A 13,237-nucleotide genomic window follows, 5' to 3' on the forward strand; every position below is an offset into this window, starting at 1 on the left:
CGAATAGCCCGGGTTGTTGCCCGTTACCTCACCGTTCTTCAGGCTAAGGTCTATCTCCGTCAGTCCGTCAGGCGTGCCATCATCACATACCTCCAAGGCCGTCGGAGCCACCAATAAAGGTAAGGGATTGACTATCAGAGTAAAGGTCGTCGTACTGTAACAACCAGTGATATCATTCTCACCTCTGACATAAATTGTTTGAGTGCTACTGGTATTAACATAAGGACTTGTTACTGGATTCGTCGCATTATTGGCATCTTCCTGTGTTTCATAAAACGTTAAGCTTATACCCGTTTGCCCATTAAGAATCTCTGCATTTGAAGATTCCAGGTTAAAAGACTCTTGATTGTCACCTGGATTATTCACATCACACAACTCTTGTGGTGCTGCTTGACCTAAAACAGGTAAGGAGTTTACAACTAATTGTAAACTAGTGGTTGCGTAGCAACCTGCGTTATTCTCGACACGGACAAATACTTCTTCTCCACCAACATTTGTATTGGTATAGAGTATTGGAAGGACTCCAACACCTGACATGGCATCGGTCTCTGTAGCATGGAAAGTCAAGACAACATCTGTTTGTCCCCCAATAATTTCATTTTCACGAAGACTCAAATCAAACTCTGTAAAACCATCAGTATCGTCATCACAAACCTCTAAATCTGTCGGTAAATTCGCCAAGGGATTTGACAGAACCTCTAAGGTCAAAGATGTAACGGCATAACATTCTGCATTACCATTATCCTCTAAGCGCGCGTAAATTGTTTGGTTATTTGGAGTAATGTTATTGTAAGGAGATGCTAGTGGTGATGTGTTATTTTCTGCATCTACCTGAGTTAAATGATAAGTTACACTGACATCGTTAGGGTCATTTGTTCCAATAATTTCTGCATCTCTGTCTGTAAGAGTGAAGGTTCCTATTCCATCAACGATATCACCATCGCATACTTGGATGGGGCTAATCGTATTTCCAATAGATAGGTCAGTAAACTCTAACTGAAACGATGTTGTAGCAAAACACTCCCCTGAAGCATCGGCTATTCGAACCCAAATTATCTGTGGACTCGAAATATTGGTATAATTAGTGGGTAAGGCACCTATATTATCAATAGCATCTTGTTCTGTCAGATGATAAGATATTACAAAGTCATTCGGATCTTGTGTTCCCAATACATCATCTTCATTTTCTGACAAATCAAATTCTGCGACCCCATCTGCATCACAAATTGATAAATTAGGTGGGGTATTTGCAACAGGGCTTGGTTTAAACTCGACTAAAATACTATCTGAAGTCTCACATCCTGGGGCAAATACAACATCAACCGAATACGTTCCTGCTTCATCAATGTCTAATGTTGGACCTGTTTCACCTGGAATCTCAACTCCATTAAAGAACCATGTGTGTGTTGCTGTTGTAGCCTCTGTATCTAAAGTTATGGTATTACCACCACATTCTGCATTACCAGCTGCAATGGTAATATCTTCACCTAAATCACCACCTAGGTTAAAACTTCCTGCTTCCAAAAATATAGCTGAGTCCCAAATGGAGTCACCTTCGTCCGCTGCAACCAGTTTTATTTCATAGGTTGTGTTTGGTATAACGGTTGCTGTTGCCGTAAGAACAACGGTTCTTCCGCCATAATTAGTCTCACCGATATTATATCCTTCAAAAAATGCTGGGTTATCCGTACAATTTCCTGAATTATTAATGTTAGTAACATTTACTGGAGTTCCATCAGGCAAAACTGCTAAATTGGTGTAAGCTACTGTTCCGACTTCTCGAAGTAAAAATGCAAATCCATCGGCAAAACTACACTCTGTTGAGCCATCATATTCTTCTGAAGCCATTAAATACCTAAAGCTAATCTCATTTGAGGTTGGTACGAAATTAAACTTTACAAACGTAGCATCATTGGTACTTCCCGCACCAAAACCTAAGGCATTTTCTAAATCCGCATCACCTGCCTGACCGTTATTATTTGAAACCAAATTAGCATTAATAGTGTTTCCTGCTTGAGCAGCTACACCAGATGTAATAATAATTCCTTCTTCGAACGGAAAATTAACTGCTCCCCCTCTTGTGAAATACCCATAACTCTTTCCGCCCAAATCTCCTGGAGCACCATTTACTTGGAATGTAAAATTATCGACCCCCGAGCAACCACCTGATACCAAAACATTTTCCACTAATTCTGGTAAAGACATTGAAGATTCAGGGAATGCATTGTTGTTAACAGATACAATAGCCTGTAAAACATTTACAAAGAAGATCACTGTATCTTGGCAACCTATGGGATTATCATCTTGTACGGTCAACGTCACAGTGTAAGAGCCAGAAGTTGCGTAGGTGTTAGATACATTTGTACCAGTAGCCGTATTACCATCACCAAAATCCCAATTATAGGTGGCATTAGTGCCGTCTACAGAAAATGTGGCACTACCTGTAAAATCAACGGTCTCACCTGGTAGGATCTCAACAACATTTGGTGAAGATTCTGCTGGTACAGTATTATCGATTGAAGCCGTAATGGTCTGACACGAAACCGCACAAGTTATATCCGCCTCCCAACCTGTGGTATTTCCTGTTCCATTAGACGTGAATGTTATTGTTAAACAACCCGAAGTATTAGCTGCAGAAGCTATTACAGTTCCTGGTGATGCCACGCCAGAAAATGTTCCTAGCACAGGTGCTGTTGTATCATCACCATCGTAAATGGTAAGAATATCTGCGTTTAATTGCGTGCTAAATGCGGTAAAATCTAATATAATAAACTCATCTGCATTTGGAGCACAAATAGTGGTTATGAAATTTTCATTGTTCCCATAGTTACCAAACTCACCTCCGGAATCAAAGAATTTATCCGGTTCACAGCGAACAAATGTTCCGTCTTGCATTGGCAAATCTTGAGAAAATCCAAGAAACGTAAATATCAGGGCTGTTATAAATAATATCTTTTTCATAGTTTGTCAAGATTCATTCAAAAACATTTAAAAAATGTTGTGGTATCAACATTTTAGGCTACGCTTTTTACAAATGAGCACGAAATTTAATCAAATAAAATGAATTGACTTAAGAAATTAGTCACAAAACATCATATATAAGATTAACGTTTCCTAGCGATATTTTATATTTTTGCAAAAAAAATTATGCCTGAAACACAAATCACAATAGTACCGACTTCAAACGAGAACATTTTGAAGTTTGAAGCCGACAGATTTTTAACAAATCATAATAGCTTTGAATTTAATAATATAGATGAAGCCAAAGATTCACCTTTGGCGCAGCAGCTTTTCTATCTTCCGTTTGTCAAGAAAGTTTATATAGCAACAAACTTTGTAGCGATAGAACGTTATAATATTGTGACTTGGGAAGATGTACAGGATGAAGTCGCCAAGCAAATAGAAGACTACCTTTCTAATGACGGTATCATAGTTACAGAGGATGCGATAAAACCTAAGGCTGCCGTAACCGTTTATGCAGAGAGCACACCAAACCCAAGTGTTTTAAAATTTGTATGCAATAAGGTATTGGTTCCCAATATTTACGAATTTACCTCTATTGAAGAAGCGAAACCTTCCCCTCTTGCGACAGCGCTGTTTCAATTCCCTTTTGTTAAAAATATATTCATAGAAAAGAACTTTATTTCCATCACCAAGTTTGACATTATTGAATGGGAAGAAATCACACTTCAACTTCGAGAGTTCTTAAAATCTTATGTTGAAAACGGTAAAACTATACTTAATGACGATGCACCAAAACAACTAAACAAGACTGAATCTGCCATAGAGCAAAAATTTGAGGCATTGGATGATATTTCAAAAAATATTGTAAATATCTTAGAGGAATATGTTAAACCTGCAGTTGCAAGTGATGGCGGCAACATAGAGTTTAGATCTTATGATGATAAAACAAAAAAAGTAGAGGTCTTACTTCAAGGTGCTTGTAGTGGTTGTCCTTCGTCTACATTTACATTAAAAAATGGTATTGAAAATATGCTTAGAGAAATGCTAAATGACACTACCATTACCGTCAATGCCTTAAATGGATAAAATTCCTTAACTTTATGTGACTTTTTAGTCCTATATGAATTTAATTAATAATCTAATAAAAACATTACATTATGTCAGTATTAAAAGTAATTGAAGTATTATCAAACTCCGATAATAGTTGGGAAGATGCTACTCAAAAAGCTGTAAAAGAGGCATCAAAAACTGTAAAAAATATCCGTTCAGTATATGTACAAGATCAAAGTGCCATCGTAAAAGGTGATGATGTTGTGGAATTTAGAGTTAACCTGAAATTGACTTTTGAAGTCAAATAGATATCTACAAAAAATTATAAATACTCGGTTTTAAACCGAGTATTCTTTTTAATAAAATTAATTAATCAACATGGACACACAAAAATGGATTGATAAGGGTTATGACTTAATTGTAGAGTTTGCACCAAAACTAATTGCCGCTATTCTCATCTGGATTATTGGTAATTGGATAATAAAAATGGTGATGAAGGGCATTAAGAAAGCCATGACCACAGCTAATTATGACGAAAGCCTTAAAAAGTTTTTACTTAACCTAATAAATTGGGTTTTTAAAATTGTTTTAATTCTTGTGGTTCTTGGTACTGTAGGTGTTGAAACAACATCATTTGCCGCAGTACTAGCTGCAGCTGGTTTGGCAATTGGCATGGCACTACAAGGTTCTCTAGGTAATTTCGCAGGTGGTGTACTTATAATGATTTTTAAACCGTTTAAAATCGGAGATTTGATTGAGGCTCAAGGCGAAATCGGAGTTGTAAAAGAAATAGAAATATTCACAACTAAACTAACAGGTCTTTCGAATAAAGAAATTATTGTTCCTAACGGTGCCCTATCTAATGGCAATATTGTAAACTACACTACTGAAGGCACAAGACGTGTTGACTTGGTCTTTGGCGTAAGTTATGATTCTGACATTAAGGAAACCAAACAGGTTTTAATGAAGGTGCTAACGTCCAACCCTAAAGTTTTAGAAGACCCTGCCCCATCGATTACCGTTTTAGAACTAGCCGACAGCTCTGTTAATTTTGCTGTAAGACCCTGGTGTAAAACAGAGCACTATTGGGATGTTTATTTTGAAGTTACTGAAAATGCTAAAGAAGCATTAGATGCCGCAGGAATTGAAATACCATATCCTCATACAGTAGAAATCCATAAGAAAGGTTAACCCTTCTTTTTCATGGCTACAAAATCCTTTAAATAATAAGGCTCAAAATAGGCGACATCTTCGATGTCGCTTTTTTTATACTTCATTTCGGCGAGTAGCGCCATTTCTTTTGCCGACGGTAATCCTCCTTCTATGAAGGAAGCATTTTGATGCTGGATAATGCCCTTAGTTTTAGTAACCCCACTACCAATAAAGTAAACCTTGTTTTCATCAAGCAATTCCAAAAAACTACTTTCGGTTAATACCTCAGCTTGTATCTCTCTCACTGTCTCATATTTGTGATTAAAAATAGCTGAATAAACCTCCATCCGAAGTGCATCTAACATCGGAACTATAAAACCTTGCTTAATGTTTAGTTGATAGGACAGACTCTCCAATGTAGAAATTGAAATTAAGGGTTTATTTAGAGCATAGCATAATCCCTTAGCTGAAGATACACCAATTCTTAAACCAGTATAAGAACCTGGCCCCTTGCTCACGGCAACAGCATCAATTTCTTCTGGTTTGACATTTACAGCCTCAAAAACGTCTTTTATAAAAACATGTAAGGTCTCCGCATGCGAATAACCAGTACTACGATCTTCTTTTAAAACCAAAGTCTCTCCATCTTTTGATAGAGAGACCGAGCAATTCGTTGTGGCTGTTTCTATATTTAGAACTAAGGCCATATAAAAATTTAATGAATTATGTTCTTATTCCTTATCTGTAGGAGCTTCTTCCTTTTTATTCTTTTGTTCTATGAGGTCTCCTGCTTTTAAAGTTTTAGAAACTACATTATAAGGTCCCGTAATGATTTGATCATTTTCTGATAATCCTGAAACAATTTCAATGTTAGTATCATCTTGAATACCCGTTTCTACAACTCTTAATTTGGCCGTACCATTGTCGTTCACAAAAACACATTCAAATTTTTCTTCTTCCATCACCGTATCGCCTTCATCAGTTTCAGGTTTTTTACCATATAGCTTTTTAGTTGAGCTCGTATCTGTTTTGATAACGATGGCACTTATTGGGACTGCAATAGCATCTTTCCTTTTTTGGGTTATAATATCTACTGTAGCCGTCATTCCGGGTCTAAAAGGAGAATAGGTTTCTGGTTTTCCTTCCGTTAAATCTTTATAAGACTCTTCTAAAATTCTGACCTTTACCTTAAAATTTGTAACCTGATCTGCCGTTAGATTTCCTGCAGCAGAATTCGCAATTTCAGTCACTATTCCTTTAAATTCCTTTTTTAAGTAGGCATCTACTTCAACAATTGTAGAATCTCCAATGCTTACCTTAACAATATCATTCTCATTTACATCGACCTCAACTTCCATATTATTTAAATTGGCCACCCTTAAAATTTCGGTACCTGCCATTTGTTGTGTTCCAACTACACGCTCACCTAATTCTACATTAAGCATAGAAATGGTTCCACTCATTGGCGCATATATGGTAGTTCTGGTAAGATTATCTTTTGCTTCATTTACAGAAGCAGCAGCACTTTGTACACTGTAATAAGCGGAGCTCCTTCCAGCAACTGCTGTTTCATAATTTGCGATTGCTCGGTCCCAATCAGCCTTAGAGATGACTCCTTTTTCGAACAATGATTTATTTCTGTCGTAGTCTGCCTTGGCTTGTTTTAGTGTTGCTTCAGCTTGTTCTAAGTTAGCTCTTACATTTTGATAGGTGGCTTGAGTTCTATTTACTGCTGATTGGATTAAATCCGGATTTATTCGAACTAGAAGATCACCTTTTTTTACTTCTTGGCCCTCTTTAAAAGGTAATTCTAAAATCTCTCCAGAGACCTCAGAAGAAATCTTTACCTCAACTTCTGGCTGTATTTTACCTGTTGCTGAGACCGTCTCAACAATATCTTTTAAAGCAACTTCGTTTACAGTAACTTGTTTAAAGTTTCCCTTTTTTCCAAACCATCCCATTGATTTTCCTGCTACTGCTAGAATTAGCAACACAATAACAGCACCAATGATAATTTTTACTGTTTTACTCATTTTTATATTAATTTAAGTCAGTTATTGGCAGCCCAAAATAGAATTCTAAAATTTTCAATCGAAAAATATAGTCATACTTTGTTCTCACCACATCAGATTGTGCATTTTCATACGCCGTACGCGACTGGTTAAAATCAAATGCATTGGACAGTCCTACATCATAACGTTCTTTAGCATATTCAAAAGCTAAGCGTCTTGCCTCCTCTGTTTGTAATGCTGCCTCATAAGTCTTTTTAGAATTTTTGGCATCGTTATAAGCTTGATATACTGTAGATTCTAAATCCAATTCTGCCTGCTCTAGTTGATACTTTAATCTTTCAACCTGAACTTTGCTTCGCTTCACATTGTTTCTAACGTTGAAACGGTTAAAAATTGGTACATTTAACTGAAGTCCGACTGAAGTACCATCAAATAAGTATAATTGCTCTACAAATGGAATATCTTCACCTGTAAATGGATTGATTTGTGAACTCGCCCAACGCGTATTATAGCCGATAAATCCAGATAATGTTGGGAAATAATCAGTTCTCGCTAACTCAAGATCTTTCTCAGCAAGCTCATAATTGGCCTTTGCAATTTTTACATCGTTTATTTCTTCCTTGGCTTTTTCAGCGATTTCCGAAGCACTTCTTTCTAAAATAGTTGCAGGTACTAAACCATAATCCTCATCACTAATATCAAAGTTTTGATAATCCTTTAACTGTAGAGTTTGAGCCAAGCCAAACTTAGAAATAAACAAGGCGTTTTCTGCGGCAATAATTTGCTGAGCTTGTGTTGCATCAGTCGCCTTTAATTCTAACAAATCACCTTGTGGCAAAACTCCTGCATCCACTAAATCTTGTGTGTTCTTTAGGTTTTCTTTGGTGACTTCATTCTGAGCTCTAAGTACTTTCAGCTGCTCTCTATTGGCTAAAATCTGTAAAAACGAATTGGCTACAAATAAGGAAATATCGTCTTTCATTTTATCTAAACGATATTCTGAAGCAATCTGATTAATTTTTGCCCTTTGGAGTGTCTTCCAATTTGATAATCCAGAAAAAATGTTGATTCCAGAACTCACACCCCCATTTGCAGATCTAAATGTACTATTTTCAAACTGGTTAGTGGCTGGGTTAATGTTGGCACCTGTATTTATATTAAAGGATGCATTAGAGTTTAAGTTAGGAAGAAAATTAAAAACAGCTTGATTTTTATCAATACCTGCTAAATCGACGTCCAACTCTGATTGCTGTATGGAAATATTATTTTCTAAGGCATAATTAACACACTCTAAAAGTGTCCATTTTTTATCCTGTGCTTGAACAAATACTCCAAAGAGCAGTAGTGCTATTATGATTGATTTTTTCATCTGTTGTCTCTATTATTTTATTATCGACAGATGGAATTTGCCATTAAAATCCCAAAATAATCTTAAGATTTATTCTTTGGCTCATTTCATGATGTCTATTTGTCTATAAAAATGCTGAAGTGTTACACTAAATGTTAAAATTATTGTTGGGCATATTTAGGCATGCCCTGTACCTGATTCCAGACCTTTATTTTGTCTTCCTTGGAGATACCACTTTTGACCTCTACGAAAATACCATCACTTATTCCAAGCTCTATTGGTTTTCTCTCAAATTGCTGATCACCAATCTCTATCTCTACAAATGGTTCCTTTGAGTCTTTATCGTATTGTACCAAGGCTTCCTTTATCGCTAACACTTTCTCGGCCTTGTCTAGTATAATGGATGCATTTGCACTTAGGCCAGCTCTAATGAAAGTAGAGTCTATAGTTTTAAGGCTCCCTTTAATTTCAAATTGAATAGCACCATTTTCAGCCACACCTTTAGGGGCGATGTAATCTAAAACAGCATCAAATTTTTCGTCTTCAATGGCACCTACGGTAATCTCTAATGGCAGACCTTCTTTGATCTTTCCAACTTCACTTTCATCTACTTTACCTTCAAATATCATTTTAGTAACATCTGCTAGTGACGCTATTGATGTACCTTCATTAAAATTATTTGCTTCAATAACCTGGTTACCCGCTTTAACTGGAACATCTAAAACCATACCTGAAACTGTAGCCCTTACTTGTGTTTGGGCAATATTTCCAAGTCCAGAAGTGGTACCTGTTTTAATGATATCATAATTCTGAAGAGCTTGGGTTACATTAATTCTTGCTTGCTCTACTTGTTGCTTGGCCTGCAAATATGTGTTATTAACTTGATCGAACTCATTAGCAGCAATAACTCCTTTATCAAATAATTCTTTTTGGCGGTCATAGATAGCTTTTTGAGTTTTGTAATTAATCTCTGCCGTTTGCAAAGCCGTCCTATTAGAGGCAATATTGTTTTTTGCACTAGTTAAATTAGATACATTTGGTATTACCCTGATTTGAGCGATAAGATCTCCTTGCTTAACAAATTCTCCTGCCTCTACAAAGACCTCATCTACAACACCTGAAATGTTTGGCTTAATTAGCACTTCTTCTTTTGGTACTATACTGCCTGTTGCTACAGTCTTAACAACTATTGTTTGTTCTACAGGACTTTCTGAAGTATAGGTTATTGGATCTTCTTGGTTTTTTTGCCATAGATAATACAAAGCTGCACCAAAGGCAACTACAATTGTTGCTAGTATGATTATGGTTTTTGTTCGTTTCATGAATTAATAATATTTGTTATCAGTTGGTTGAACCACCTTGCGTAAATTTCACTTAATTTAACTTTACGCGAAGGTGCATCCTTTATTATTGTTTTACTTTTATCTACTCTATTCTTAAGGCATCTACTGGTTTCATTTTAGTCGCTCTATTTGCAGGGATTAATCCCGCCAAAAGCCCTGAGACTATCAAAATAATTAAAGCCGTAAATACCACCTGCATCCCAACACTTGGATTTGCAAAGTTTTCTACAGTACCTGCTTGATCTAGCAAATAATTTAGGACCCAAATCACTAAGGCTGCAAAAGAGACCCCTAACATGCCAGATAGAATTGTCAACACTAAACTTTCTTGAAGTATTTGACCTTTAATCATCCAAGGAGTTGCTCCAAGTGCTCTTCTTACTCCTATTTCCTTAGTCCGTTCCTTGACCACAATAAGCATGATATTGTTAATTCCAATAATTCCAGACATTAGCACTAAGGCACCAACAAAATAGCCTACTAATGTCAATATTGAAAAAAGACCGCTTATTCGTCCGAATTGTTCCGATAAATCAAAATGACCAATAGCACGATCATCTTCTGGATGAACTTTGTGCCTGTACTTCATTAAGTCGAAAATCTGTTGTTTAATAGATGTTATAGGAACATCATCTACTGCAGTTATAGCCATCCAACCAACATTTTCACCTCTATTGAAAGCTTGGGAAAATGTAGTAAATGGAATATAAATGGTACTGGCATCTTGTTCATCATCTCCCTGACTATTACTCATTTTAAAGGTGCCCACGACCATAAAATTAACACCATTTATCTTTATATAAGTTCCTAAGATATCCTCATCCTTGTCATATAATCCTTTAACCACACCTGTCCCAATGACGCATATTTTTCTTTTTTCATTGATGTCCGAATAGCTTAAAAAACGCCCTTGAAGAATGTCCATGGGTTGCTGCTTGATATACTCTGGATAATCACCATAAATTTCAAAAGCACCGGTTTTTGTTCCTCTGATTACATTATTGGCTCCCCTAAAACCGCCAAGCTGATTTCTAGGTGAGACATATTTAAGATTTGGAATTTCTGACTTGATGGCTGCAACATCGTCTAACTTATAATTGAAATATCTGCCTTTAGGCAACCCTTTATAGGGCTTAGATGTTCCCTGAGTCCACATAAACATGGAGTTGGTGGCAAAATCACCAAAATCTGCAGTCACCCCATTTTTCAAACCGTTTGTTAGGGCCAGTAGCAGTACTAATATTGTAATACCCCAAAACACACCAAATGCTGTCAGGATAGTTCTGAACCTATTTGCATTAAGCGCCTCTAATATTTCGTTCCAACGATCTTTACTAAACATATTACTCGTCTCTTAATGCAACAATTGGTTTGATTTTGGCCGCTCTGTAAGCTGGTATAAAACCAGCTATAGCTCCAGCAAACACCAGTATAAATACAGTTGTTATGGCAATATTAAAATTAACCTGTGGATACTTTATAAAATCATTATCTATTTGTGGGCCTAGCAATTCTAATAAACCTAATCCGAAAATTAGTCCAAATAAACCAGCAAAAATAGTTACAAATACAGCCTCTTGTAAAATCATTCCTACAATAGACATTGGAAGTGCACCTAAAGCTTTTCTGATACCGATTTCCTTGGTTCGCTCTTTAACAATAATTAGCATAATATTTCCAACACCAACAATACCCGCAATTATTGTTCCTATACCAACAAACCAAAATACGGCTTGAATAGTTGCTATGAGTGAATATATTTTTTGAGCTTCTTCTAGCGTGTTGTTTACACGAACTGCACTTTGATCATCCGGTGCTACGGTGTGAAGTTCCTTTACTTGAGATTCTATACCCTGTGCAATAGCATTGGACTGCGCTACAGCTTCATTAAAATTATTGGCCATTTTTACAGTAAAGGACATATTTCTAATATTATCCCCTGCATTAAAAACCTGTTGTGCGGTCGTCACAGGTATGTAGACTTGGCTCTCTTCCCTATCTCCTCCTGGATCATAAAAAACTCCAACCACTTTAAAGTTTACACCGAAAATTTGAATATTCTTATCTATAGGGTCTTCTTCTTTGAATAAATCCTTTTTCATTTTATTTCCTATAACGGCCACTTTCTTTTTATCATCCAAATCTAACTGACTAACAAAGCGCCCGTAACCTATATCTGCGTTTTCAATAAACTGATTATCCGGTAATGTTCCTCTAATCCTATAATTTCCAGACTCATTTTTATAGGTCACAGTGCCACCCCAAATCATGTAGTCTTTGCTACGATATTCAAAATAATCATCGTACTTATTCTCAACAGACTCAAAGGTTGAGTTTTTTAGTTGAACGTATCTACCAGGATTTAAGCCCTTATAACCTTTTGTGGTAACACCTGTCCAAACAGAGATTCTATTTGTAGCGTCTTGCTCAAACTGTGATTTAACACCGTTTTCAATACCTTTACTAAAGCCTAAAAGAATTACCAAGATAAAGATCCCTGATGCCACCGAAAGTCCGGTAAGAAAAGTTCGCAGTTTATTTTTGCGAAGTGTTTCAAATATTTCTTGCCAACGTTCTAAATCAAACATTTGCTGATGCTCTAACTTGTTCTACTTTACTATCGTCTATAATAACACCATCTTTAAGGTTTACGATACGTTTTGTCATCTGAGCTATATCGTGTTCGTGTGTTACTACTAGAATAGTTTTTCCCTCATCATTGATACCTTGAATCAGGTCCATGACTTCATACGACGTTTTTGTATCCAAGGCACCAGTAGGTTCATCAGCCAGAAGCACCTTAGGGTTACTCGCCAATGCCCTTGCTATAGCCACACGTTGTTTTTGCCCACCGGATAATTCACTTGGTAAATGATGTGACCATTCAGCCAAACCAACTTTTTCTAAGTAATGCATAGCTCTATCTGTTCGCTCTTTTCGCTTAATTCCCTTATAGTACAAAGGCATAGAAACATTATCTAATGCACTTTTATAATTGATAAGATTAAATGATTGAAAAATAAACCCGAGGAACTCGTTTCTGTATTTAGCGGCAATCTTTTCGTTTAAATTTTTAATTGGAACACCATCTAAGATATATTCGCCTTTGTCAGCCTCATCCAACATTCCTAAAATATTGAGTAATGTAGATTTACCCGAACCTGAGGATCCCATAATGGATACAAGTTCACCTTCTTTCACATCAAAATTAATACCTTTCAAAACGTGAAGCGTGTTGCTTCCCATATGGTAAGATTTATGCAAATCTTTAATTTGAATCATAGTTGGCTCATTAAAACATGCAAGTTTAAGAAAATCTCGATGCCTTTTCTGCCAATAAATTGTTAAGACTTCCTTTTAAACCCTAT

Annotated in this window: 11 protein-coding genes; 3 read left to right on the forward strand and 8 right to left on the reverse strand. The window is 36.4% G+C overall.

Features of this window, described 5'->3' with window-relative positions:
* Positions 1–2,961: choice-of-anchor L domain-containing protein (locus ACFQ1K_RS10005; protein ID WP_386134153.1), on the reverse strand; the 2,961-nt coding region annotated here is incomplete at its 3' end.
* A gap of 186 nt (positions 2,962–3,147) precedes the next feature.
* Between ACFQ1K_RS10005 and ACFQ1K_RS10010 the strand changes: the two genes are divergently transcribed.
* From ACFQ1K_RS10010 to ACFQ1K_RS10020, 3 genes are all read left to right on the forward strand, one after another.
* The gene (locus ACFQ1K_RS10010) at positions 3,148–4,050 is read left to right on the forward strand and encodes a NifU family protein (protein WP_320554603.1); all 903 of its coding nucleotides are present in this window, start codon (positions 3,148–3,150) and stop codon (positions 4,048–4,050) included.
* Between the two features lie 71 nt (positions 4,051–4,121).
* Positions 4,122–4,322, forward strand: a complete 201-nt coding sequence (locus ACFQ1K_RS10015; RefSeq protein ID WP_320554604.1) for a dodecin family protein — start codon at positions 4,122–4,124, stop codon at positions 4,320–4,322.
* Between the two features lie 70 nt (positions 4,323–4,392).
* Entirely contained in the window at positions 4,393–5,205 is an 813-nt protein-coding gene (locus ACFQ1K_RS10020; protein WP_320554605.1) for a mechanosensitive ion channel family protein, read from the forward strand.
* On the opposite strand, the gene tsaB is transcribed toward ACFQ1K_RS10020, so the two are convergent.
* From tsaB to ACFQ1K_RS10055, 7 genes are all read right to left on the reverse strand, one after another.
* Positions 5,202–5,873, reverse strand: a complete 672-nt coding sequence (tsaB, locus tag ACFQ1K_RS10025; RefSeq protein WP_320554606.1) for a tRNA (adenosine(37)-N6)-threonylcarbamoyltransferase complex dimerization subunit type 1 TsaB — start codon at positions 5,871–5,873, stop codon at positions 5,202–5,204. The genes ACFQ1K_RS10020 and tsaB overlap by 4 nt on opposite strands.
* 24 nt (positions 5,874–5,897) lie before the next feature.
* A complete protein-coding gene (locus ACFQ1K_RS10030; protein ID WP_320554607.1) occupies positions 5,898–7,199 on the reverse strand; it encodes an efflux RND transporter periplasmic adaptor subunit in 1,302 nt (433 codons plus the stop codon).
* Positions 7,200–7,206: 7 nt separating this feature from the next.
* Positions 7,207–8,547 carry a TolC family protein gene (locus tag ACFQ1K_RS10035; protein WP_320554608.1) on the reverse strand — a complete coding sequence of 447 codons (1,341 nt, stop codon included), beginning with the start codon at positions 8,545–8,547 and terminating at the stop codon, positions 7,207–7,209.
* A gap of 140 nt (positions 8,548–8,687) precedes the next feature.
* Complete coding sequence (locus ACFQ1K_RS10040) at positions 8,688–9,848, reverse strand: efflux RND transporter periplasmic adaptor subunit (protein WP_320554609.1); 1,161 nt, start codon at positions 9,846–9,848, stop codon at positions 8,688–8,690.
* A gap of 103 nt (positions 9,849–9,951) precedes the next feature.
* A complete protein-coding gene (locus ACFQ1K_RS10045; protein ID WP_320554610.1) occupies positions 9,952–11,211 on the reverse strand; it encodes an ABC transporter permease in 1,260 nt (419 codons plus the stop codon).
* 1 nt (position 11,212) lies between these two features.
* Positions 11,213–12,457: an ABC transporter permease gene (locus tag ACFQ1K_RS10050; protein WP_320554611.1), complete on the reverse strand. Its 1,245-nt coding sequence runs from the start codon at positions 12,455–12,457 to the stop codon at positions 11,213–11,215.
* Entirely contained in the window at positions 12,450–13,151 is a 702-nt protein-coding gene (locus ACFQ1K_RS10055) for an ABC transporter ATP-binding protein (RefSeq protein WP_320554612.1), read from the reverse strand. The genes ACFQ1K_RS10050 and ACFQ1K_RS10055 overlap by 8 nt, the downstream gene beginning before the upstream one ends.
* Positions 13,152–13,237: the final 86 nt, after the last annotated feature.

The organism is Winogradskyella aquimaris (assembly GCF_042676105.1).
GTDB classification, from domain to species: domain Bacteria; phylum Bacteroidota; class Bacteroidia; order Flavobacteriales; family Flavobacteriaceae; genus Winogradskyella; species Winogradskyella aquimaris.